The following is a 22870-nucleotide window of genomic DNA, read 5'->3' as shown; positions in this document are numbered from 1 at the left end:
GTGAGAGAGACGGCTGGAGTCTATCAACCCTCGCGCAACACTGTCAGCGGACTTGCATTGAGCGCCCTGCGCGTGCCGAACACGCCAGCGCCGCCAATCAGCGCTGCGCCAATCAATGGCAGCACCAGCAGCCACGGATGCGGGTGCCACGGCAGATCGAATGCGTAGCGATACAGCACCAGACTCACCACTTCCGAACCAATGGCCGCGAGCAAACCGCTGACCGCGCCAAGCAAGCCGAACTCGATGCGCCGTGCCTTGATCAGCAATTGCCGCTCCGCCCCCAGCGCACGTAAGAGCGCGCCTTGGCGAATGCGCTCATCCAGCGTCGCCTGCAACCCGGAAAACAACACGGCCATCCCCGCCGCCAAAACAAACAGCAACACATATTCCACGGCCAGGGTGACCTGGGCGAGGATGCTACGCAGCTGTTCAAGAAGGGCTTCAACTTGAAGGATGGTCACAGCCGGGAAGGTGCGCGACAGTTCGACTATCTGCTGGTCGTGTCCGGGGGCCAGATAGAAGCTGGTGAGGTAGGTAGCCGGCAGATCCTTCAGAGTGCCGGGCTGGAAGATCATGAAGAAGTTCGGCTGGAAGTTGTCCCAGTTGATCTCGCGCAGGCTGGTGACTTTTGCTTCACGGTTGACTCCACCGACGTTGAACACCATGTGATCGCCGAGTTTGAGTTTGAGGCTCTCGGCGACTTTGCCTTCCACCGACACGCCCGGTACTTCGTCCGACGGTTGCGAGCTCCACCATGAGCCGGCAGTCAGTTTATTGCCTGCGGGCAAGTCAGCAGCCCAAGTCAGGCTCAGATCCCGTTGAACTGCGCGATCCCCCGCCGAATCCTTACTGACGATTTGCTGTACGGGGTCGCCGTTGATGCTGATCAACCGGCCCGGCACTACCGGGTACAACGGCGCCGCTTGCGCCGACACCTTGATCAGGTGATCCGTAAAGGCCTGTTTGTCCGCCGGCAGGATGTTCAGAGCGAAGTAGTTCGGTGCGTTTTTCGGCAATTGGTTCTGCCAGGTATCAAGCAGTTCGCCACGCAACAGCGCGATCAATGCCATGGACAGCAAGATCAGACCGAACGCCAACGCTTGGCCGGCAGCCGCCAACGGATGGCGCAACAATTGGCCGAGGCCAAGACGCCACGGCAAGGAAGCCCGGGCCAGCAGGCGGCGCAAGCTGTTCAGCAGCAACAGCAGCAATCCACCAAGAATGACTGCCGCCACGACACCGCCGCCCAGCAGGGCAAACGTCAGCAGCAGATCCAGACTCAGACGCCACATGATCAGGCCGAGCGCGCCCAATGCGGCACCGTAAACCATCCAGGTGCTCGACGGGATTGGCAACATGTCGCGGCGCAATACTCGCAGCGGCGGCACTCGACCCAGCGCGGCAAGTGGCGGCAGGGCGAACCCTGCCAGCGCTACCAGCCCGGTGCCGATCCCGGCGATCGCTGGAAACAGACCGCCCGGTGGCACATCACTCGGCAGCAGGTCGTTCAGCAATGCAAACAAACCCAGTTGCGCGAGCCAGCCCAGCAAGGCACCGCTGAGGCTGGCGAGCAATCCGAGGACAGTCAGCTGCAAACTGAACAGCACCATGGTTTCCCGGCGTGACAAGCCGAGGCAGCGCAGCAAAGCGCTGGCATCGAAGCGGCGGCTGGCGAAGCGGTTTGCCGAAAGCGCGACCGCTACCCCGGCCAACAACACCGCGACCAGACTGGCCATGTTCAGATAACGCTCGGCTTTGCCCAGCGCCCCGCCAATCTGCCGGTTGCCATCGCGCGCATCTTGAATTCGCTGATTTGCCGCCAACCCTGGTTTGATCAGTTGCCGATAGGTTTCCAGCGCTTGCGGTTCGCCGCGCCACAGTTCGCGATAGCTCACCCGGCTGCCGGGCTGCACCACGCCGGTCGCGACGAGGTCGTCGAGGTTGATCAACACTCGGGGAGTGAGGCTATAAAAGTTGCCGGCGCGATCCGGTTCATAGGTCAGCACCCGTGTCAGCTTCAACGTCTTCATGCCGACATCGATGCTGTCGCCGATCTTCAGATCCAGCGCAGTCAGCAGACGTGCCTCGACCCAGGCTTCACCGGGTTGTGGTTCGCCGCCGGGCTCCTCAGTGGCGAATGGCGCCGGAGCGCTCTTCAGTTCGCCACGCAATGGGTAGGCGCGATCGACCGCTTTGATACTCGACAACTGAATGGCGTTGTCGGTGGCGATGACGCTGGAAAATTCCACCACTTGCGCGTGGTTCAGGCGCAACTCGGTACCGCTCCTGATCTGTTCCTCTCGGGCCGGCGAGCTGCCTTCCAGAACCAGATCGGCGCCAAGAAACTCAGTGGCGCGCAACATCATCGCGCCGTTGAGGCGGGCACCGAAGTAACCGATGGCGGTACTCGCCGCCACCGCTACCACCAGAGCGAAGAACAACACCCGCAATTCTCCGGCGCGGGCATCGCGCATGAGTTGGCGAATGGCGAGACTGAACAGACGCAACAGCGGCAGGCGTGCCATCAAGGCTCCAGAGGGGCGACCAACAGCCCGGCTTCAAGACGGATCAGGCGCCGGCAGCGATGCGCCAGGCGTTCGTCGTGGGTCACCAGCACCAGAGTGGTGCCGCGTTCCTTGTTCAATTCGAACAGCAGGTCGCTGATGCGCTCGCCGGTGTGGCTGTCGAGGTTGCCGGTGGGTTCGTCGGCGAACAGCACGTCCGGTTCGGCGGCAAACGCCCGGGCTATCGCCACGCGTTGTTGCTCGCCACCGGAGAGTTGGCGCGGTGAATGCGTCAGACGCTGGCCGAGGCCAACCCGCTTAAGCAACTCGGTGGCGCGCTCGCGGGCGTCTTTGCGGCCATCGAGTTCCAGCGGCAGCATGACGTTTTCCAGCGCGTTGAGACTGTCGAGCAACTGGAACGATTGAAAAACGAAACCCACATGCTCGGCGCGAATGCGCGCGCGCTGGTCTTCATCGAGATTGCTTAACGCCTGGCCGGCGAGAATGACTTCGCCGCTGCTAGGCAAATCGAGTCCGGCGAGCAGGCCGAGGAGGGTGGATTTGCCGGAACCGGACGCGCCGACGATGGCCAGGCTGTCGCCCTTGTTCAGTTCCAGGCTGAGTTCGTGCAGGATAGTCAGTTCACCTTCCGCGCTGGGAACCACTTTGCTGAGGTTCTTCGCGGTGAGAATGCTTGCGCCCATGGAGAATCCGATGCGTGTGTGGTTTTTGAGTGCTGGCCTGGCCTTGATGTGCATGGCCCAGAACGCAGCGGCGGGTACTGTCCTGATCGTTGGCGATAGTATCAGCGCCGGTTTCGGACTGGATACCCGCTTGGGATGGGTATCGTTGCTTGAGCAACGGCTCAAACAGGAGGGTTTCGACGACAAAGTAGTGAATGCCTCAATCAGCGGCGACACCAGTGCCGGAGGCCAGGCGCGCCTGCCAGCGCTGCTTGCAGAGCATAAGCCTGAGCTGGTGATTCTCGAGTTGGGAGGCAATGACGGCTTGCGCGGAATGCCGCCAACACAATTGCAACAAAATCTTGCCTCGATGATCGACAGCTCTCGCCAAAGCGGCGCCAAGGTGCTGTTGCTCGGTATGCAATTGCCGCCTAACTACGGTAAGCGCTACACCGATGCCTTCGCCAAGGTCTACGGCAATCTCGCCGAGGATAAAAAGATCCCGCTGGTGCCGTTTTTTCTCGACGGTGTAGGCGGTCATCCAGACCTGATGCAGGCCGATGGTCTGCACCCGGCCGCCGGGGCTCAGGGCAAGTTGCTGGAAAATGTCTGGCCTACGCTAAAACCCCTGTTATGAGGCTTTTCTAGCGGCAGGCTTTCGGCTAATGTGGCGCCCCCTTATTTGGAGCCCCCAATGCCGCGTTCTGCCTGGTCCCTGTTTGCCTACCAACTGATCGAGCCTGACGAGCAGTTGGATCTGTTCGCCTGCCAGGAAGTGCGGGTGCATCTGGTGACCCGTCAACTCGAATTGGGCGGCTCGGCCGATCGCACCCTCTGCGGCAGTCTGCTGCCGGCACAGCCGCGCTGGTCGAGCGTGGATCGCCGGGTGTTCCAGGACCAGCGTCTGTGTTCGCTGTGCCGGGCAATCCTGGAGTCGCAGAAGCGCGGCACTTCGCCGATCTGGCCTGAGTTGCGCTTCGAGCTTTAAAGCCATTCAGGCCGCTTTGCACGGTCTATCGGCGCATCCCCTGAATTCCCGAGGCGCGGTGTACAATCGCGCACTTATACCCTTGTTGATCATGCGAAGGATTTTCCGGATGTTGCCGCGCTTTCCTGCCGTCACCCGCTGCCTGTCACTTGCCGCCCTGTGTGTGGCCGGTCCCGTTGCTGCATTGGAGCTTCCCCTGCCACCTCCCGGTGAGGACATCATCGGCCAGGTGCAGGTGATCAAAGCCAAGTACGAAGACACTTTCGCCGATCTGGGCACAACCTACGATCTGGGTTATTCGGAAATGGTTGCGGCCAACCCGGGCGTCGATGCCTGGTTGCCGGGTGCCGGTACCGAAATCGTCCTGCCGACGCGTTTCATTCTGCCGCCAGGCCCGCGTGAAGGCATCGTCATCAACCTTGCCGAATATCGTCTCTACTACTTCCCGAAAGGCCGGAACGTGGTGTACACCTTCCCGCTGGGTATTGGTCGTGAGGGCTGGGGTTCGCCCATCGCGCACACCTCGATCACGGCGAAGACGCCGAACCCTACCTGGACGCCTCCAGCGTCGATCAAGGCCGAGCACGCCGCTGATGGTGATCCGCTGCCAAACGTGGTGCCGGCAGGTCCAGACAATCCTCTGGGGCCGTTCAAGTTCACCCTGGGTACTCCGGGCTACCTGATTCACGGTTCGAACAAGAAGTTCGGTATCGGTATGCGCACCAGCCATGGCTGTTTCCGCATGTTCAACAACAACGTGCTGGAGATGGCCGGCATGGTCCCGGTCGGTACCTCGGTGCGTATCATCAACGATGCGTACAAGTTCGGTCGCAGTGGCGGCAAGGTCTATCTGGAAGCGCACACGCCGATCGACGACAAGGGCAACCCGTCGGTGGTCGACAAGCACACCGCGGTGATCAACGCGATGCTCAAGCGTGAAGACGTCACCAACAACCTGCGCATGAACTGGGATGTGGTACGTGATGTGGTCGCGGCCGAAGACGGCCTGCCGACGGAAATCGGTACGCCGAGTACTTCGGCACCGATTGTTTCGACTGCGCCGATCGACCTGCAACAGTAAGCTGAAAAACAAAACCCGCCGATGTCAGCATCGGCGGGTTTTTTTATGCCCGGACAAAAGCGTCGGGCACAAAAAAGCCGACCCAAAAAATGGGTCGGCTTGATAACAATCCCGAGGGATTATTACTTGCGGCTAGCTTTGTCCAGCATGCGCAGAGCACGCTCGTTAGCTTCGTCAGCAGTCTGTTGTGCTTTTTGAGCAGCAGCCAGAGCTTCATCAGCTTTACGGTAAGCTTCGTCTGCACGAGCCTGGGAGCGAGCAGCTGCGTCTTCAGTAGCGGTCAGACGTGCTTCGGTTTCTTTCGATGCGCTGCTGCAACCGGTAGCCAGAACTGCGGCCAGAGCCAGAGCAGAGAATTTCAGAACGTTGTTCATCGTGTTCCCCTTCAAGGACTTTCAATTAAGTGGCTGTCTCCTCCGATTGAGGAAATAGCCGGCGTACATACTACCCATTACTTGTAGTAAGTAAACTGACGTAAGGCAAGAAGCAAAAAAAATTGTAGGCGTTGATTCTTTTTCGAGCAACTTTTAACTGAGCTGTTTAAAAAGTATCCAGCTGCAAGCCCCGCGCAGAGCGAGTTATTGAGAAAAAGTTCCCGGTGTCTCGTGCTGTATTGCAGGTAGTGGCTAAAGTCTGTCTATATGACTTCGTCCATACTTTTGTTCCGGATTTGTGTGCTGCTTCGCTTATCTTTGTCCATGTTGAGGTGACTTTAAAAAAGGTCGCACGTCTTAAGTCTCAACATCCGGCAATGTTCAGGTAGTCGGCCGGGGAGATCTTCTCCCCCAGCCACCCTGCGTCCATCGGAGCAACCCCGGTCTTTGAGCGTGATGACGAGCGCACCTTGAGCAATTTCGCCAATGGTGCCTACTATTTATTACGTGCTCGGTTGTGCGAGATCGGTGTGTCTCTTCTCGGTGTCCGACAGGCACGGGGTGGCGTAGATGTTCCTTCGCCGGAAAAACATCGGTAAGGTAGGGGTCAGAATTCAAGACCCGCGAGGAGTAGTGATGAGCGAGGCGTTGTCCATCCACCATGACCAGGCTGGTCATCAGTTCGAGACCAATGTGGACGGTCATCGTGCCTACCTGACCTATATGGATCTGGGGAAACAGACCCTGGACATCTATCGCACGTTTGTGCCCAACGCCCTGCGCGGCCGTGGCATTGCCGCAGCGCTGACCGAAAGCGCGCTGCAATACGCCGAAGAAATGGGCTACACGGTGATTCCATCGTGCTCCTACGTCGAGCGCTACATGGAGCGTCACCAGCGTCGCGCCGCGAAGATCTGAGCCATCCGCCACACACAAAAACGCCGGGCAATGCCCGGCGTTTTTTTATGCCCGTAAACCGCGTATCAACTGCGCTGGCGTTTTGGCAGAACATCCTTGAGCTTGGCATGCATGCTGCGCAAGGTGTTTTCGGTGGCGGACCAGTCGATGCAAGCATCGGTGATCGACACGCCGTATTGCAGATCGGCGAGGTCTTTTGGAATCGCCTGGCAGCCCCAGTTCAAGTGGCTCTCGACCATCAGGCCGATGATCGACTGGTTGCCTTCGAGGATCTGGTTGGCGACGTTCTCCATCACCAGCGGTTGCAGGGCCGGGTCCTTGTTGGAGTTGGCGTGGCTGCAATCGACCATGATGTTCGGCTTGATCTTCGCCTTGTTCAACGCCTGCTCGCACAGGGCAACGCTGACCGAATCGTAGTTCGGCTTGCCGTTGCCACCGCGCAGCACTACGTGACCGTAGGCGTTGCCTTTGGTGGTGACGATCGACACGCCACCTTCCTGGTTGATGCCGAGGAAACGGTGCGGGCTGGAAACCGACTGCAAGGCGTTGATCGCCACAGTCAGACCGCCATCGGTGCCGTTCTTGAAACCGACTGCCGAGGACAGGCCGGAAGCCATCTCACGGTGAGTCTGGGATTCGGTGGTGCGCGCGCCGATGGCCGACCAGCTGATCAGGTCCTGCAGATACTGCGGGGAAATCGGGTCGAGGGCTTCGGTAGCGGTCGGCAGGCCTTTTTCCGCCAGGTCCAGCAGCAACTGGCGACCGATGTGCAGACCGTCCTGAATTTTGAAAGAGTCGTCCAGATACGGATCGTTGATCAGACCTTTCCAGCCGACAGTGGTGCGCGGCTTTTCGAAATACACGCGCATGACCAGATACAAGGTATCGGAGACTTCCGCAGCCAGCACCTTCAGGCGCTCGGCGTATTCGTGGGCAGCCTTGATGTCGTGGATCGAGCACGGACCGATCACTACGAACAGACGGTGGTCGGTGCCATCAAGAATGTTGCGAATGACTTCGCGGCCCTTGGTGACGGTGCGCAGGGCAGCGTCGCTCAGAGGGATATCACGCTTGAGCTGATCGGGAGTGATCAGGGTCTCGTTAGAGGCGACGTTTAGGTCGTTGATCGGTAAATCAGCCATCGTTTACTCGTCAGGTCACGGGTGCCGGCCGCCAGCGATCCCCGCGCGGCGGAGCACAGCAGATTTTAGCGCGTCGGGGGAACGGAACCTTAGCGCGTCAGGCGCTGCTCGACAATGGGCAAACGCCGCTTTAATCCAGCACTGGCTGGGCAAAAGCCTTGCGAACGCTGTCCTGGGAGAACTCGTCGGCGTGCTGTTCGACCCATTGCAGGGCCAGCGCCTGAATATCCTGCAGGTCATCGTGGGTTTCGTTCATGCGGCAGTAGCGTTCGATCTGACACACCTGCTCACCCATTCGCGCGCTGAACAACGTTTGTTCGTCGATGAAGGCGATGCCCAGCAGATAGCCTTTTTTGCGGCGCAAACACCACGCCACGTACCCTGGAAAACAGATGTCGGCATTGAGCGTCGGCATGCGCACTTGCAGGGCCGTACCGTGGCGCCAGGCACGGTGATAATTGCAAGCGATCCCGCCGAGGCTGATAGTGTGCAGCTGTTGCCTGGAAATACACTCAGGCTTAAGTAAGGTTAATTCAACCGGCACTTCGTCCGGATGAGGAATGAAACGTCCCATGAGCACAGACTCCCTGTGTCGGCCATTTGACATTGTTTCCCCCAGTATAGTGGTCGAATCCGAACTGACCGATTTCGACGCCGACCAGCGGCTGCTGGCGATGAGTGGCGTTTCTCTGGTGATTTTCACCAGCGTCGGCTGCGCCAGTTGCCGCTATGCCCGTGAGGTATTGCCCGGTTTCGACTTGGCGGTGGATCGGCTGTGCTGGATCGACGCCAGTGACAACGGCGGGCTGGTGGAGCGTTACCAGGTCTTTCATTTGCCGGCGCTGTTTGTGGTGCGCGACGGTGAGTTCTTTGGGGCATTGCATACGCGCCTTACGGCCGAAGAGCTGAACGCTTCGCTGGCGCAGGCGCTGGGTCGAATTGCAGAGGAGTTGCCATAAATGGGGACAATCAACAAACCGGTAGTGGGGATCATCGGCACTGGCGCCATCGGCGGGTTCTACGGATTGATGCTGGCACGCGCCGGATTCGATGTGCACTTTCTGTTGCGCAGTGAGTTTTCGGCTGTGGCCGAGCGCGGCTTGCAGGTGGACAGCGCGGTGCACGGCAAGCTGATGCTGAATCCGGTGCAGGCCTATTCTGCTGCTGAAGACATGCCCAAGTGCGACTGGCTGCTGGTCGGCGCCAAGACCACCAGTTCGGCAGGCCTCGCTCCGGCGATCATTCAAGCGGCCAAGCCCGATGCGAAAGTGCTGGTGCTGCAAAATGGTCTGGACGTCGAGGACAGTCTGCGAGAGTTGTTGCCTGAGTCCCTGCATGTGTTGGGTGGTTTGTGTCTGGTCTGCGTGCATCGCGACGGGCCGGGGCAGATTACCCACCAAGCCCTCGGCGCAGTAAACGTCGGTTATCACAGCGGCCCGGCAGTCGATGACGCGGCGCGCATGGCGTTGGTCGAAGAAGGCGCCGGACTGTTCCGTGCCGCGGGTATCGACTCCCAGGCAATGCCCAATCTACATCAGGCACGCTGGCAGAAACTGGTCTGGAATATTCCCTACAACGGTCTCTCGGTGTTACTCGGCGCCAGCACTACGCCACTGATGGCCGACGACGACAGTCGCGCATTGATCCAGGCGCTTATGGCCGAAGTGGTGCAGGGCGCGCGGGCTTGCGGTCACGAGATCCCGCCCGGTTATGCCGAGTACCTGTTCATGATGACCGAGAAAATGCCCGACTACTGGCCGAGCATGTACCACGACTTTTTGCATAAGCGACCGCTGGAGCTGGAGGCGATTTATGCCCGACCACTGGTGGCGGCGAGAGCGGCAGGCTGTGAGCTGCCGCGCATCGAGGCGCTGTATCGCAATTTGAGTTTTATCGACCGACGTAACGTTTAAGTCGGTTTTTTGTTGTGGGGGCGGGGGAAGGCATGGCCAAGAACATCGATGACAAACTGGTGCTGGCGATTTCGTCGCGCGCCTTGTTCGACCTGAGCGAGAGCCACAAGGTCTACCTGTCGAGCGGCGTCGAAGCCTACCGGCAATACCAGATCGAGCACGAAGACGAGATCCTCGCGCCCGGTGACGCCTTTCCACTGGTGGAAAAACTCTTGAGCCTGAACAGTCGCCTGGGCCGCGCGCGGGTCGAGGTGATTCTGGTGTCACGCAACAGCGCCGACACCGGGTTGCGCGTGTTCAATTCGATTCATCATTACGGCCTGGCGATTTCCCGCGCGGCGTTTGTCGGCGGGCGCAGTCCTTATCCCTATCTGAAGGCGTTTGGTTGCGACCTGTTTCTCTCCACCCATGCCGAGGACGTTCGCGCGGCGCTGGATGCCGGCTTCGCCGCCGCGACCATTTTGTCCGGGGGCGCCAGCCGTGCGGCCAGCGACGAACTGCGCATCGCCTTCGACGGTGACGCGGTGATCTTTTCCGACGAGTCGGAACGCGTTTATCAGTCAGGCGGGTTGGAAGCGTTCCAGGCCAAGGAGCGCGAATCGGCGCGTGAGCCATTGCGCGGTGGGCCATTCAAGGGCTTCCTGGCGGCGCTCAATCTGCTACAACGCGAATTCCCCGACGATGACTGCCCGATCCGTACCGCGCTGGTGACCGCTCGTTCGGCTCCGGCCCATGAACGAGTCATCCGCACGCTGCGCGAGTGGGACATCCGTCTCGATGAATCCCTGTTTCTCGGCGGCCTGACCAAATCGGCGTTTCTCGAAGCGTTTGCCGCCGACGTGTTCTTTGACGATCAGGCCGGCCACTGCGAGCTTGCCCGCGAAGTGGTTGCAACCGGCCATGTGCCACACGGCATCAGCAACGAACCATCGATCTAAAGGCCCTGTGCTTCAAGACGTTGCGTCACACGTCGTACTCGCCAAGGCACTGCTAAGCTGAATCAAATCTCCGCCATGTTGGCTTGCGAGGAGGTCATATGATTCGTTCGATGCTGTATGCCACTGACCTCGGTCTGTACGCGCCGTTTGTGATGCAGCATGCCCTGGCCTTGGCGCGAACGTTCGATGCCGACTTATATGTAGTGCATGCGGTGGAACCGATGGGGCTGTTTGCCGAATCTGTGTTGCAGAGTTATCTCGACGAGCAGGCGTTGAACGAATTCCACAGCCAGGGTCTGAAAACTGTCATCGCCAATATCGAGCAGCGGGTGCTCGACAGTTTTCGTGAAGAGCTGGGCGAGGAGGGCGAGCAGGATCTGCAGCGGATTTGCGCGGTGCGCGTGCTACAGGGCGATCCTTCGCAGGTGATTCTCGACCAGGCGCAGAAACTCTCTGTCGATTTGCTGATCGTAGGAAGTCACAGCCACGGGGTAGGCGCGGAAACACCCTTGGGGCGCACGGCGGCGCGGGTACTGCAATTGGCCAAGGTGCCGGTTTATCTGGTGCCGCTGGTGGAGCGTCGGCGCCGGGAGGATCGCTGAGGCAGGAATAATGGCGCTTTGACAAAAAAGTTCTAGATTTATTCTTCAAACCATTAATATAGTTATATACCGTCGCTGATGCCCGTGGCGTCTACCTGCTTTGAGGGATACATATGAAGCTTCAACAATTGCGCTACATCTGGGAAGTGGCGCACCACGACCTCAACGTTTCCGCTACAGCCCAAAGCCTTTACACCTCGCAACCGGGCATCAGTAAACAAATCCGTCTGTTGGAAGATGAGCTCGGCGTTGAAGTGTTTGCCCGCAGCGGCAAGCACCTGACCCGCGTCACGCCAGCCGGCGAGCGCATCATCACCACTGCCGGTGAGATTCTGCGCAAGGTCGAAAGCATCAAGCAGATCGCCCAGGAATTCTCCAACGAGAAGAAAGGTACGCTGTCGATTGCCACGACTCACACCCAGGCGCGTTATGCGTTGCCGCCGGTGATCAGCAATTTCATCAAGCAATACCCTGACGTGGCGCTGCACATGCACCAGGGTTCGCCGATGCAGATCGCCGAAATGGCTGCTGACGGCACCGTCGATTTCGCCATCGCCACCGAAGCGCTTGAGCTGTTCGGCGATCTGGTGATGATGCCGTGCTACCGCTGGAACCGCTGCGTGGTTGTGCCCCAGGGCCACCCGCTGACCAAGCTGCCGAAGCTGACCCTCGAAGCACTGGCCGAATACCCGATCGTGACTTACGTGTTCGGTTTCACCGGCCGCTCGAAACTCGACGAAGCATTCAGCCACCGTGGCCTGACGCCGAAAGTGGTGTTCACAGCTGCCGACGCCGACGTGATCAAAACCTATGTGCGCTTGGGTCTGGGTGTGGGCATCGTGGCGAAAATGGCCGTCGATACCAAACTCGACAACGATCTGGTGGTGCTGGATGCCAGCGAGCTGTTCGAATCGAGCATCACCAAGATCGGTTTCCGTCGTGGCACCTTCCTGCGTGGTTTCATGTGCGACTTCATTGAGAAGTTCGCGCCGCACCTGACCCGCGAAGTGATGGCCAAAGCCATTCAGTGCCACAACAAGCAAGAGCTGGAAGAACTGTTCGACGGCGTCGAACTGCCAGTCCACTAAGTCCCTGCTTCAGAGCACCTCGGTGACAGCAAACTGTTGCCGGGTGCCCGCCACCAGAATCTCCACCTCATCACCTTCGAACTTGCCCAGCAGACTTTTGCCCAGCGGCGAGCGCGGGGTGATGACGGTAATCGGCTGGCCGACCACGTCGACCTTCAAGCCCGCCGCATCCGGCGCCAGAAACAGCCATTGCTCACGACCCTTTTCGTCTTCCAGGCCGAGCAGGGCGCCGACCTCAATTCCTCGGTTTTCGTCATAGGCACGCAGTGTCAGGTTCTGGCACAGCGCCAGCGACTGACGAATTTCCTCGACGCGTTTCGCTTGCCCGGCCGCCAGATACGACGCTTCCAGCCCAAGGGTGTCGTACTTGTTTTCGGCGATGTTCTCTTCGTGGGTCGCGGTTTCGTAAGCGGTTTGTGCCGCACGTTCGGCGATATCGAGGTCGATGCGCAATTTGTCGAGAATCAATTGGTGGACGCTGTGCTTGTTCATGATCAATCGCAGAATTGTAAAACGTTGGCGCGGCTCTTTTCGCTTGGCGCGGTTTGGTCCTGTTGCAGCCAGAACTGGCATTTCGGGTTCGACTGATTGCGGTTGCTGCTACGCGCCTGATCCAGACGATTCTGCTGCTCGTTCTTGCGCAGGTTTTCTTCGTACTGATCGAACAGAGGGCTCTGCGGCGGTATCTCCGGAACGGCTTGCACTGCTGGCGGATTGGCCAGTTGCTGCACCGCCTGGGCAACCGGCGCGAGTTGTTCGTTGAACATAAAACGCGAGAGTAGCCAGCATGTCAGCGCAATCGCGAGGAAGCCCAGCCACATGCCCAGGGCAATGCTGCCGGTCAAATGCAACGCGCTAAGCTGAACAGGCAAGGGGCGACGCGGGTTAGGACGGTAGGGCATGGCTGCCTCCTGGCGGATGGGTACGGGCAAGTGGCGATTGTCGCACGAAGATTAATCGCCGTCGGCTCTTCTGCACGACGTCATTTATGCGGACAATCGCTGCTTTTGCCAACGGGGAGTCTTGAATGCCGCCACTGAAAACCCGCTGGGATATTTTTTGCACTGTGGTCGACAACTATGGCGACATCGGCGTGACCTGGCGTCTGGCCCGGCAACTGGTGGCCGAGCATTCGCTGACGGTGCGGCTGTGGGTCGATGATCTGCGCGCGTTCGAGCGCATTTGTCCGGAAATCGACGTCAGCGCAGCGCAGCAATGGCAGCAGGGCGTCGAGGTACGCCACTGGCCGAGCGAGTGGCTCCATGCTGACGCTGCCGACGTGGTGATTGCCGCGTTTGCCTGCCAACTGCCGAGTGCTTACATGGACGCCATGGCCGAGCGCGAAAAGCCGCCGCTATGGATGAACCTCGACTATCTGAGCGCCGAAGACTGGGTCACCGGCTGCCACGGCCTGCCGTCGGTGAAGTACAAATCGGTGCAGAAAATCTTCTTCTTTCCGGGCTTCCAGCCAGGCACCGGTGGGCTGCTGCGTGAACGAGGATTGCTTGCACAGCGTCAGCAGTTTCAACAGGATGCCCCAGCGCAGAGACAATTCCTGCAAGGTCTGGGGATTGAACGCGCGCCTGACGCCCAGTTGATTTCCCTGTTTGCCTACGAGAACGCCGGGCTGGCCAGTTGGCTGGACGTGTTGGCAGCAGACGCCACACCGACTCAGTTGCTGGTGCCGGAAGGGCGGATTCTCGGCGACGTCGCGCGATGGCTCGGTGTTGAGAACCTCTCTGTCGGGGCGATTCATATCCGTCAGGCGCTGACCGTGCAGGTGTTGCCGTTCGTCCGTCAGGATCAATACGATCATTTGCTCTGGTGCTGCGATTTCAACGCGGTGCGCGGCGAGGATTCGTTTGTCCGGGCGCAGTGGGCCGGGCGGCCGATGCTCTGGCACATCTATCAGCAGGACGAAGACATTCATCTGGACAAGCTCGATGCCTTCCTCGCGCTCTATACGAAGGAACTTTCGCCGGCTGCTGCCGAGGCGATGAACGGTCTGTGGCGCGCCTGGAGTGCCGGCCAGCCGATCGGCGAGCACTGGCTAGCGGCTCGCAAACATTGGCCAGAACTACACAAAAATGCAGAAGCATGGTGTCTGGAACAGGGCTTGCAAGCCGATCTTGCCGCGGCGCTGGTACAGTTTTACCTAAATTGGATATGATACGCGGCCTAGATTTTTGTAAATCCCATCCAAATTCGGATATTCGCAATGAAAACTGGTAAAGAACTGAAACCCGGTACCGTGATCCGTCTCGAAAACGATCCTTGGCTGGTTCAGAAAGCTGAATTCACCAAGTCGGGCCGTAACAGCGCGATCATGAAGACCAAGCTGAAAAACCTGCTGACCGGTTACAAGACCGAGATCGTTTACAGCGCCGACGACAAACTGGACGACGTAATCCTCGACCGCAAAGAAGCGACCCTGTCCTTCATCAGCGGCGACACCTACACGTTCATGGACACCACTGACTACACCATGTACGAGCTGAACGCTGAAGACATCGAAGCTGTTCTGCCTTTCGTTGAAGAAGGCATGACCGATGTTTGCGAAGCGATCTTCTTCGAAGAGCGTCTGGTTTCCGTAGAGCTGCCGACCACCATCGTGCGCGTAGTTGACTACACCGAAGGTTCGGCTCGCGGCGACACTTCCGGCAAGGTCATGAAGCCAGCCAAGCTGAGCAACGGTACCGAGCTGCAAGTTGCTGACTTCATCGAAATCGGTGACAAGATCGAAATCGACACCCGCGAAGGCGGTTCCTACAAAGGCCGTGCCAAATAAGCACTGCTTTTTGCGGAAAGAAAAAGCCCGACCATTGAGTCGGGCTTTTTTGTGCCTGCGATTTTTTGCTTTATTTACACGGTGACGTGCAGACGTACATCGACATTGCCACGGGTGGCGTTGGAGTACGGGCAGACCTGGTGGGCAGCGTCGACCAGGCTTTGCGCGTCGGCTTGTTCAAGACCTGGCAGGCTGATGTGCAGGTCGATGTCCAGACCGAAACCACCAGGGATCTGGCCGATACCAACGTGAGCGGTGATCGCCGCGTCGTCCGGGATTTTGCGCTTGGTCTGGCTGGCTACGAATTTCAGCGCGCCGATGAAGCAGGCCGAATAACCGGCAGCAAACAGTTGCTCAGGGTTGGTCGCTGCGCCGCCAGCACCACCGAGTTCTTTCGGGGTGGCGAGTTTGATGTCGAGGACGTTGTCACTGGAGATCGCACGACCGTCACGGCCGCCGGTGGAGGTTGCGATTGCGGTGTAGAGAGTTTGCATGGTGTGGGCCTCGTTTAGTGTCATTGATTGCGCTAACTGTTTGCGCGCTAAGTAAGCTCGGAGTGAATATAGTCCGCCAATATTTAGTGCGCAAGATAAATTTTTAAGGAAAGTGAAGGAGCGCGCCGAAGGGGAGGGGTTCAGCGCGCTGGATGTATTGATCTAGAGCGGTTGAGGGGTCAAAAGCCGACAGCAAAAAATGTTCAGGTCGGGCGAAATCTCGGCAGACAACGAGATCCCTTGGGTTCTAGATAAGGCTGTCTTGCAGATGACTGCGCAGCACTTGCAGCTCAGCCTGCAGATTTTGCAGGCGCTCGAGGGTAAAGCCGCTGGCACCGAGAATGCATTGCGGAACGGTTTTGGCTTTTTCCTTGAGTGCTCGGCCTTTCGCAGTCAATTCAACAATCACCACGCGCTCATCCTCACGACTGCGGGTCCGGCTCAACAAGCCTTCACCTTCCAGACGTTTGAGCAACGGCGTTAGGGAGCCGGGATCAGTCAACAGTCGCGTGCTGATTTCTCCCACCGTCAAACCATCCTTCTCCCACAACACCATCATCGCCAGATACTGCGGATAGGTCAGGCCCAGCGCTTGCAAAAGCGGCTTGTAGACCTTGGTCAGCATCAGCGAAGTGGAATGCAATGCGAAGCAGGCCTGATTATCCAGCAACAGATCTTCGCAGTGGTCTGGGTTGTTGCGTTCGGTGCTCATGTGTAAACCTTGATCAATGATGCTCATGAATCTAGCGCTCGAATCTTTAATGCGCCAGATAATTCTCTGAAACCTAGTGCCGGCCCAAGTCCCGTTGCAACGCCAGATCCCAGGGTGGCACCGGGCTGAAGCGGGTCTTGAGATACTCCAGCAATAAACGGCTGCGCGAGTGGGTCTGCTGCTCCATCCGCAAGGCGTAGATGCCGGTGGATTCGGGTCGTGGCAGGCCATTTTCACAAAACAGCGGCAACAATTCGCCGCGCAGCAGGTATTCGCTGGCCAACCAGGTTGGCAGGTGCGCGATGCCCAGCCCCGCCAAAGCACCGCACACCAGAGCCTCGGCGTTATTGGCGCTCATGCGGATGCGCGCCGGGCGGTGTAATTGCATCTGCCCGTCCTGTTCGAAACGCCACGCAAAGGGTGGGGCGAGACCGTCCCAATCCAGACCGTCATGTTCGCTCAACTGCGCAGGATGATTCGGTACACCGCGACGCTTGAGGTAGTCGGGACTCGCACAAGCGATGCGCACCATGCTCGCCAACGGGGTGGCGACCAGTCGGGTATCGGCCATTTGTCCGGCACGCAGCACCAGATCGACTTTGCCCAGATTCGAGCCGTGCATGTCGACGAAACTGTCGATCAGGTGCAACTGCACGTCGAGCCCCGGATACAACACCAGAAAGTCGGCAATCACCGGTGCCAAGTGTCGGCGCCCGAATGCAGCCGGCGCATCGATGCGAATCAAACCTTCCGGCGCACTGCTCAGCGACACCGCTTCGGCGCGGGCCAGTTGCAGTTCGGCAACGATCCGCCGCGCCCGTTCGGCAAAGGCCAGACCTGCCGGCGTGGCCCGTACGGCATGCGTGCTGCGGATGAACAACTGGCTGCCCACCGCGTTTTCCAGGCTATCGATGCGCCGGGCAACCGCCGACGGCGTCAGCGGATGACGGCGTGAGGCGGCGGAAAAGCTGCCACTCTCCAGCACATCGAGAAACAGTCCGAGTTGATCGGTCAATTGGTTGGGATTCATGTCGGTTCAATGCTTGTGCGAATTCGGCATAGCCATTGTGCGTTGCTATGCGTTTCCCCGCCAGCCGCGACTGCGTAGGATGTTTCGCCTGACGTAAGAGGAATTCGACTGTGATGGAGTTTTTGTTGTACCTGCTGTTCGGCGCCGCCCTCGGCACGCTCGGTGGCATCTTCGGCATCGGCGGTGGCTTGATCGCGATTCCATTGCTCGGCGTCTGGTTTGGCCTTGATCAGCAGATCGCTCAGGGCACAGCGCTGGTGATGGTGGTGCCGAACGTGATGCTGGCGCTGTGGCGTTATCACCAGCGCAATCGCATCGAACTGCGTCATGCGTTGCCGCTGGCGGTGATGGGGTTCTGCTTCGCGTGGATCGGTTCGATCTGGGCCGTGGGCATCGATGCGCAAACCATGCGTATCGGTTTTGTCGCGTTCCTGGTCGCATTGTCCGCCTATAACTTGCTGAAGATGTTCGGCAAGCGCCCGGCGCCAACGTCCGAGATGCGTTATTCCTGGCCGTGGCTGGGTGTACTCGGTGCGGCGTCCGGGACCATGGGCGGGTTGTTTGGTGTCGGCGGGGCAGTCGTGGCGACGCCCGTACTCACCAGCCTGTTCGGCACTACTCAGGTGGTCGCCCAAGGCTTGTCGCTGGCGCTGGCACTGCCGAGCACAGGCGTGACGCTGGTGACCTACGCGGTGCACCACGAAGTGGACTGGATGATTGGTCTGCCGCTGGCCATCGGCGGTCTGGCCAGCATCAGTTGGGGCGTGAAAGTTGCCCACGCGATGCCGGAAAAACTCCTGCGTGGGCTGTTCTGCGGGTTTCTGGTGCTGTGCGCGGTGATGCTTGCCTTTAAAGTTTGAAGCCTTCGACGATGTGCTCGGCGAGGCATTCAGTGATCGGCGACGGATTGTTCAAGTTGCGGATCAGCATGATGCTGGCCTCGGGCAACAGCGGCAGATCCTCGTTGGCTCCCAGAATGCGCATGTCCGGGGTGATCAGGCTTTCCAGTTGCGCGGTGATCGCCAGACCCGCGCTCACCACCGCCATCAGCGCCGACAGGCTGGTGCTGTTGTAGGCGATGCGGTAATCGCGACCCATCGCGTCCAGCGCATTGCAGGCCCACAAGCGGCAGAAACAATCACTGTTGAACATCGCTAGCGGCAGCGGCGTCTGCTCATGGGCGCTGAAGTTTTGCGCTTCAGCCCAGACAAACCGTTCTTTGCGCAGTAACTGGCCGATCTCGTTACCGGGTTCGCGGGTGACGATCGACAGATCAAGATCGGTGCGCTGCAACAACTGTTTGGTCGATTCGCAATGCACTTCGATCTGGATCAGCGGATAGAACTGCGCAAATCGCGACAGGATCCCCGGCAGAAAACGCATCACGTAATCATCCGGCGTGCCGATGCGCACGGTGCCGACCATGTGCGGCTCGCGCAGAGTGTTGAACACTTCGCTGTGCAGCTTGAGGATGCGCCGCGCGTAACCGAGCAGCACCTGGCCTTCGGCGGTCAGGCGAACCTGCCGGCCGTCACGCTCGAACAACTGGCGCTGCAGCACGTCTTCTTCCAGACGTTTCATCTGCATGCTCACCGCCGATTGCGTGCGGTTGACCATCTCTCCAGCGCGGGTGAAACCGCCCTGATCGGCAATTGCGACAAAGGTGCGCAGTACATCGGTATCGATACTGGGGTAGGCCGACAATTGATGAATCTCCGTGATGCATGCCATCAGAAACATTCGTTGGATTGATCTTAGCGCCGGCGCGAGACTTGAGCCATCCACAACGGAGGTCAAGACGATGAAAGGTCAAAGAGAGTCTGTAGGTGAAGAAGCGTTTTCCGGCCATGGCCATATGGTTTCGGACCTGCTGCACAAGTTTAGCCGCTGGTACGAACTGCACCGTGAACGAGAGTTGCTTGCCAGTCTGAGCGACGAAGCGCTGAAAGACATCGGGGTCAGTCGTGCCGACGTCGAGCACGAGTCAGTGCGGCCGTTCTGGGACGATCCGATGCATAAATGATGAGGCCATTGCTACACAAACACTTCTGGACTGAGGTAGGTTGCGAGCAGACAAGGAGATGCTCATGCCCGCGACACTGTCCTTTTCCCTTAAACAGGCGCGACGTCTGGTGCTGGCTGCCCAAGGGTTCAACGGGCGCCAGCCGCCGACCGTCAAGGCGCCGCACGTCAACCGGCTGATCGAACGGCTGGGCCTGCTGCAAATCGATTCCGTCAACGCCGTGGTGCGCTCGCACTACCTGCCGCTGTTTTCCCGTCTGGGTTCCTATTCTTCTGACTTGCTCGACCAGGCCGCCTGGAGTTCGGGGCGTCGTCGTACGCTTTTTGAATACTGGGGGCATGAGGCGTCGTTACTACCGCTGTCGATGTATCCGTTGCTGGGTTGGCGCATGCAGCGGGCCAGGCAAGGTAAGGACATCTATCAGCAACTGGCGAAGTTTGGTCTTGAGCAGCAGGATGTCATTCGCCGGGTTCTGAATGCGGTCCAAGAGCGTGGGGCATTGGGCGCAGGCAGTTTGTCGACCCGTGAAGACAAGCCCGGACAGTGGTGGGACTGGAGTGCGGAAAAGCATGCGCTGGAATGGTTGTTCGCCGCGGGTGAAGTGACGGTGGCGGGGCGACGGGGCTTTGAGCGTTTGTATGATTTGCCGGAGCGGGTGATTCCTTCGGCGATCCTGCAGCAGCCTTTGCCTGATGAGGCTGAGGCTCAGCGCGGGTTATTACTGCATGCGGCGCAAGCGCTGGGCGTAGGCACTGAAAAGGATCTGCGTGATTACTTTCGTCTGAATCCGGCTGATGCCCGTCCGCGTCTGGCCGAGTTGGTTGAGGCCGGACAATTGCAGCTCTGCGAAGTCGCTGATTGGCGGCAAATCGCCTATTGCCTGCCGGAGCCGAAAACCCCTCGCAAAGTGCCGGCCAGTGCCTTGTTGTCACCCTTCGACTCGTTGATCTGGGAGCGCAGCCGCACCGAGCGGTTATTTGATTTCCGCTATCGGCTGGAGATCTACACGCCGCAGGACAAGCGGGTTTATGGCTATTACGTGCTGCCGTTTTTGCACAATGAGCGGATAGCCGCACGGGTGGATCTGCGTGCCGAGCGGGCGGCGGGGCGGCTGGCGGTGCATGCGGTGCATGAAGAGGAATCAGGGCTGGATGAGGAGGGGATGCTGGCGCTGGCGGTGAATTTGCGGCGCATGGCGGATTGGCTGGGGTTGGAGAGGGTGCAGCTGAATTGTAAGCGCGAGAGTGCGGGGCGGTTGCGGGCGGCATTGGCTCAGATCGGTGGTGACTGAGCAGACACCTTCGCGAGCTTGCTCGCGAAGGAGATGACGCGGTTTAGCGGCGGACTTGCTTCAGTGTTTCGGCGATCAGGAACGCCAATTCCAGCGACTGATCGGCATTCATCCGCGGATCACAGTGGGTGTGATAGCGATCCGACAAGCCATCTTCAGTGATCGGCCGTGCGCCCCCGATGCACTCGGTGACATTCTGCCCGGTCATCTCGATGTGAATCCCGCCGGCGTAACTGCCTTCCGCTTCGTGCACCTGGAAGAACTGCTTCACTTCGCCGAGGATCTGCGCAAAGTCGCGGGTCTTGTAGCCGCTGCTGGCCTTGATAGTGTTGCCGTGCATCGGGTCGGAGCTCCACAGCACCTGCTTGCCTTCACGCTGCACCGCGCGGATCAACGCCGGTAAATGATCGCCGACCTTGTTCGCGCCCATTCGCGCAATGAGGTTAAGGCGCCCCGGATCGTTGCTCGGGTTGAGCACGTCGATCAGACGAATCAGATCATCGGGGTTCATGCTCGGGCCGACTTTCACCCCGATCGGGTTGTTCACCCCACGCAGAAATTCGACGTGAGCACCGTCGAGCTGACGGGTGCGGTCGCCGATCCACAGCATGTGCGCCGAGCAATCGTAGTAATCGTTGGTCAGGCTGTCGCGGCGCACGAAGGCTTCTTCGTAGTTGAGCAGCAGCGCTTCGTGGGCGGTGAAGAAACTGGTTTCGCGCAGTTGCGGCGAGCTGTCCATGCCGCAGGCGCGCATGAAGGCCAGGGTTTCATCGATGCGATCGGCGAGGTGGCTGTATTTCTCGGCCAGCGCGGAGTTGGCGATGAAATCGAGGTTCCACTTGTGCACCTGATGCAGGTCGGCAAAACCGCCCTGGGCGAAGGCGCGCAGCAGGTTCAGGGTCGCGGTGGACTGGTGATAGGACTGCAGCAGACGCTCCGGATCCGGCACGCGACTCTTTTCGTCGAAGCCGATGCCGTTGACGATGTCGCCACGGTAGGCCGGCAGGGTCACGCCGTCGATGGTTTCGTCGTTGGCCGAACGCGGCTTGGCGAATTGACCGGCCATGCGCCCGACCTTGACCACCGGGCAACCGGCGGCAAAGGTCATGACGATGGCCATTTGCAGCAGCACCTTAAACGTGTCGCGAATCTTGGCTGCTGAGAATTCAGCGAAGCTTTCAGCGCAATCGCCGCCCTGCAGCAGGAACGCCCGGCCTTGAGTCACCTCGGCAAACTGACGACGCAGCTCCCGCGCTTCGCCGGCAAACACCAGCGGCGGATAACTGGCCAGGGTTTGCTCGACCTGGCGCAGATGCGCGGCGTCGGGGTATTGGGGTTGTTGCTGGATCGGCAGGGCGCGCCAGCTGTCAGGGCTCCAGGGTTGGCTCATCACGGTCTCTAAGGTTCTACGCACGGAACGCCATGGTATCAGCAAATTAGTGCGTGACCTGTTCCCGCCCCATCGCCGACAATCGCCGCTTTGCCACGGTGCCATAGCGGTGCCATCGCGTCACCGCGCCCGGTGACCATCAGGAGACGAAATGACTGAGGAGCGCGTCGAGCTATTGCTCGCCGAGGTACAGGACGAGTTCGGCGTGATTCGCGTGCTGGAGGTGGCCGATTACCGCTTTCTGGAGTTCGGCGATGCGATCGAGCAGAGCTGCGTGTTCACTGCCGACCCGAGCTGGCTGGAATACGACTACACCCGGGCGATGCTGATTGGCGCGCTGTGCCACGAGCATCCGGAGAGTGCGCTGTTCCTCGGATTGGGCGCAGGTACGCTGACTCAGGCTTGCCTCAAGTTTCTGCCGCTGGAAGATGTCGAAGCCATCGAACTGCGTCCGGACGTGCCGCGTCTGGCCATCGAATACCTTGGCCTGGATGACGATCCGCGCCTGTACATCCGCGTCGGCGATGCCCTTGAATTGCTGCCGAGCGCCGAGCCTGCGGATCTGATCTTCGTCGACCTTTACACCGACGTCGGCCCCGGTGTCGGGCATCTGGCCTGGAGTTTTCTCGGCGACTGTCAGAAACGCTTGAATCCGGGCGGCTGGCTGGTGATTAACCAGTGGGCTACCGATGATGGCAAACCGTTGGGCGCGGCGTTGTTGCGCGGGCTCTATCACCGGCATTACTGGGAATTGCCGGTGAAGGAGGGCAACGTGATTCTGATTGTGCCAGCGGATCTGGATCAGGCGCTGGACATGCAGGCGTTGACTGCCCGGGCTGAAGCGCTGGCGCCGCAGTTGGGGTATTCGTTGCAGTCGTTGATCAAGGCGATTCGTCCCGCGACTTGAG

27 protein-coding genes are annotated in these 22870 nt (G+C 59.4%); 15 read left to right on the top strand and 12 right to left on the bottom strand.

Annotated elements, in window-relative coordinates; all coding sequences use genetic code 11:
* Positions 1–23: 23 nt before the first annotated feature.
* Both ACA069_RS20030 and ACA069_RS20025 read right to left on the bottom strand, forming a co-directional pair.
* The gene (locus ACA069_RS20030) at positions 24–2528 is read right to left on the bottom strand and encodes an ABC transporter permease (protein ID WP_497615073.1); all 2505 of its coding nucleotides are present in this window, start codon (positions 2526–2528) and stop codon (positions 24–26) included.
* Complete coding sequence (locus ACA069_RS20025; protein WP_187677685.1) at positions 2528–3211, bottom strand: ABC transporter ATP-binding protein; 684 nt, start codon at positions 3209–3211, stop codon at positions 2528–2530. The genes ACA069_RS20030 and ACA069_RS20025 overlap by 1 nt, the downstream gene beginning before the upstream one ends.
* Positions 3212–3221: 10 nt before the next feature.
* Here ACA069_RS20025 and ACA069_RS20020 point away from each other — a divergent pair, with 10 nt between their 5' ends.
* The 3 genes from ACA069_RS20020 (at position 3222) to ACA069_RS20010 (ending at position 5259) form a co-directional block, all read left to right on the top strand.
* Positions 3222–3827 carry an arylesterase gene (locus tag ACA069_RS20020; protein ID WP_489879079.1) on the top strand — a complete coding sequence of 202 codons (606 nt, stop codon included), beginning with the start codon at positions 3222–3224 and terminating at the stop codon, positions 3825–3827.
* A 57-nt stretch (positions 3828–3884) separates the two neighbouring features.
* Positions 3885–4178 (top strand): hypothetical protein, encoded by a 294-nt coding sequence (locus tag ACA069_RS20015; RefSeq protein ID WP_007955656.1) that lies wholly within the window; start codon positions 3885–3887, stop codon positions 4176–4178.
* A 109-nt stretch (positions 4179–4287) separates the two neighbouring features.
* Positions 4288–5259 carry a L,D-transpeptidase family protein gene (locus tag ACA069_RS20010; RefSeq protein ID WP_187677683.1) on the top strand — a complete coding sequence of 324 codons (972 nt, stop codon included), beginning with the start codon at positions 4288–4290 and terminating at the stop codon, positions 5257–5259.
* 122 nt (positions 5260–5381) lie between these two features.
* Here the strand turns inward: ACA069_RS20010 and oprI are convergent, their stop codons facing one another.
* Positions 5382–5633, bottom strand: coding sequence for an outer membrane lipoprotei OprI (oprI, locus tag ACA069_RS20005; protein WP_003199355.1), 252 nt, complete (start codon positions 5631–5633; stop codon positions 5382–5384).
* Positions 5634–6269: 636 nt separating this feature from the next.
* On the opposite strand from oprI, the gene ACA069_RS20000 reads away from it, so the two are divergent.
* Positions 6270–6551: a GNAT family N-acetyltransferase gene (locus ACA069_RS20000; RefSeq protein WP_003226804.1), complete on the top strand. Its 282-nt coding sequence runs from the start codon at positions 6270–6272 to the stop codon at positions 6549–6551.
* Positions 6552–6616: 65 nt separating this feature from the next.
* Here ACA069_RS20000 and ACA069_RS19995 read toward each other — a convergent pair whose 3' ends face one another.
* Positions 6617–7693: a 3-deoxy-7-phosphoheptulonate synthase gene (locus ACA069_RS19995; protein WP_042560279.1), complete on the bottom strand. Its 1077-nt coding sequence runs from the start codon at positions 7691–7693 to the stop codon at positions 6617–6619.
* A gap of 130 nt (positions 7694–7823) precedes the next feature.
* Positions 7824–8267, bottom strand: coding sequence for a PilZ domain-containing protein (locus ACA069_RS19990; RefSeq protein ID WP_497615072.1), 444 nt, complete (start codon positions 8265–8267; stop codon positions 7824–7826).
* On the opposite strand from ACA069_RS19990, the gene ACA069_RS19985 reads away from it, so the two are divergent.
* The 5 genes from ACA069_RS19985 to cysB all read left to right on the top strand — a co-directional run bounded on the left by ACA069_RS19985 (position 8266) and on the right by cysB (position 12234).
* The gene (locus ACA069_RS19985) at positions 8266–8652 is read left to right on the top strand and encodes a thioredoxin family protein (RefSeq protein WP_187677680.1); all 387 of its coding nucleotides are present in this window, start codon (positions 8266–8268) and stop codon (positions 8650–8652) included. The two genes, ACA069_RS19990 and ACA069_RS19985, sit on opposite strands and share 2 nt — an antisense overlap.
* A complete protein-coding gene (locus ACA069_RS19980; RefSeq protein ID WP_497615071.1) occupies positions 8653–9606 on the top strand; it encodes a putative 2-dehydropantoate 2-reductase in 954 nt (317 codons plus the stop codon). It begins immediately after the preceding gene.
* A gap of 32 nt (positions 9607–9638) precedes the next feature.
* The gene (locus ACA069_RS19975; RefSeq protein WP_187677678.1) at positions 9639–10544 is read left to right on the top strand and encodes a 5'-nucleotidase; all 906 of its coding nucleotides are present in this window, start codon (positions 9639–9641) and stop codon (positions 10542–10544) included.
* A gap of 98 nt (positions 10545–10642) precedes the next feature.
* Positions 10643–11146 carry a universal stress protein gene (locus ACA069_RS19970; protein ID WP_187677677.1) on the top strand — a complete coding sequence of 168 codons (504 nt, stop codon included), beginning with the start codon at positions 10643–10645 and terminating at the stop codon, positions 11144–11146.
* 113 nt (positions 11147–11259) lie between these two features.
* Entirely contained in the window at positions 11260–12234 is a 975-nt protein-coding gene (gene cysB / locus ACA069_RS19965; RefSeq protein ID WP_007908591.1) for an HTH-type transcriptional regulator CysB, read from the top strand.
* Between the two features lie 9 nt (positions 12235–12243).
* Here the strand turns inward: cysB and ACA069_RS19960 are convergent, their stop codons facing one another.
* Together ACA069_RS19960 and ACA069_RS19955 are read right to left on the bottom strand one after the other, a co-directional pair.
* A complete protein-coding gene (locus ACA069_RS19960) occupies positions 12244–12726 on the bottom strand; it encodes a GreA/GreB family elongation factor (RefSeq protein WP_042607891.1) in 483 nt (160 codons plus the stop codon).
* A gap of 2 nt (positions 12727–12728) precedes the next feature.
* Positions 12729–13136: a hypothetical protein gene (locus ACA069_RS19955; protein ID WP_187677676.1), complete on the bottom strand. Its 408-nt coding sequence runs from the start codon at positions 13134–13136 to the stop codon at positions 12729–12731.
* Between the two features lie 125 nt (positions 13137–13261).
* On the opposite strand from ACA069_RS19955, the gene earP reads away from it, so the two are divergent.
* Together earP and ACA069_RS19945 are read left to right on the top strand one after the other, a co-directional pair.
* Positions 13262–14404: an elongation factor P maturation arginine rhamnosyltransferase EarP gene (gene earP / locus ACA069_RS19950; protein WP_497615070.1), complete on the top strand. Its 1143-nt coding sequence runs from the start codon at positions 13262–13264 to the stop codon at positions 14402–14404.
* 48 nt (positions 14405–14452) lie between these two features.
* Complete coding sequence (locus tag ACA069_RS19945; protein WP_028619992.1) at positions 14453–15022, top strand: elongation factor P; 570 nt, start codon at positions 14453–14455, stop codon at positions 15020–15022.
* A gap of 74 nt (positions 15023–15096) precedes the next feature.
* Here ACA069_RS19945 and ACA069_RS19940 read toward each other — a convergent pair whose 3' ends face one another.
* The 3 genes from ACA069_RS19940 to ACA069_RS19930 form a co-directional block, all read right to left on the bottom strand.
* A complete protein-coding gene (locus ACA069_RS19940; protein ID WP_497615069.1) occupies positions 15097–15516 on the bottom strand; it encodes an organic hydroperoxide resistance protein in 420 nt (139 codons plus the stop codon).
* Between the two features lie 247 nt (positions 15517–15763).
* Positions 15764–16228 (bottom strand): MarR family winged helix-turn-helix transcriptional regulator, encoded by a 465-nt coding sequence (locus tag ACA069_RS19935; protein WP_497615068.1) that lies wholly within the window; start codon positions 16226–16228, stop codon positions 15764–15766.
* A gap of 73 nt (positions 16229–16301) precedes the next feature.
* Positions 16302–17258 (bottom strand): LysR family transcriptional regulator, encoded by a 957-nt coding sequence (locus tag ACA069_RS19930; protein WP_489879083.1) that lies wholly within the window; start codon positions 17256–17258, stop codon positions 16302–16304.
* A gap of 113 nt (positions 17259–17371) precedes the next feature.
* On the opposite strand from ACA069_RS19930, the gene ACA069_RS19925 reads away from it, so the two are divergent.
* Positions 17372–18118 carry a sulfite exporter TauE/SafE family protein gene (locus ACA069_RS19925; protein WP_222944061.1) on the top strand — a complete coding sequence of 249 codons (747 nt, stop codon included), beginning with the start codon at positions 17372–17374 and terminating at the stop codon, positions 18116–18118.
* On the opposite strand, the gene ACA069_RS19920 is transcribed toward ACA069_RS19925, so the two are convergent.
* Entirely contained in the window at positions 18108–18962 is an 855-nt protein-coding gene (locus ACA069_RS19920) for a LysR substrate-binding domain-containing protein (protein ID WP_187677831.1), read from the bottom strand. The genes ACA069_RS19925 and ACA069_RS19920 overlap by 11 nt on opposite strands.
* 97 nt (positions 18963–19059) lie before the next feature.
* On the opposite strand from ACA069_RS19920, the gene ACA069_RS19915 reads away from it, so the two are divergent.
* Both ACA069_RS19915 and ACA069_RS19910 read left to right on the top strand, forming a co-directional pair.
* Positions 19060–19281, top strand: a complete 222-nt coding sequence (locus tag ACA069_RS19915; protein WP_187677670.1) for a DUF1127 domain-containing protein — start codon at positions 19060–19062, stop codon at positions 19279–19281.
* Between the two features lie 64 nt (positions 19282–19345).
* A complete protein-coding gene (locus ACA069_RS19910) occupies positions 19346–20572 on the top strand; it encodes a winged helix-turn-helix domain-containing protein (RefSeq protein WP_497615067.1) in 1227 nt (408 codons plus the stop codon).
* 43 nt (positions 20573–20615) lie between these two features.
* Here the strand turns inward: ACA069_RS19910 and ACA069_RS19905 are convergent, their stop codons facing one another.
* On the bottom strand, positions 20616–21962 hold the full coding sequence (locus ACA069_RS19905) for a class II 3-deoxy-7-phosphoheptulonate synthase (RefSeq protein ID WP_187681366.1): 1347 nt from the start codon (positions 21960–21962) through the stop codon (positions 20616–20618).
* A gap of 151 nt (positions 21963–22113) precedes the next feature.
* On the opposite strand from ACA069_RS19905, the gene ACA069_RS19900 reads away from it, so the two are divergent.
* Positions 22114–22869 carry a spermidine synthase gene (locus ACA069_RS19900; RefSeq protein WP_401271950.1) on the top strand — a complete coding sequence of 252 codons (756 nt, stop codon included), beginning with the start codon at positions 22114–22116 and terminating at the stop codon, positions 22867–22869.
* Position 22870: the final 1 nt, after the last annotated feature.

The sequence above is a fragment of the Pseudomonas sp. LBUM1652 genome, from assembly GCF_059716105.1.
This window is presented reverse-complemented; position numbering and strand designations above follow the sequence as displayed.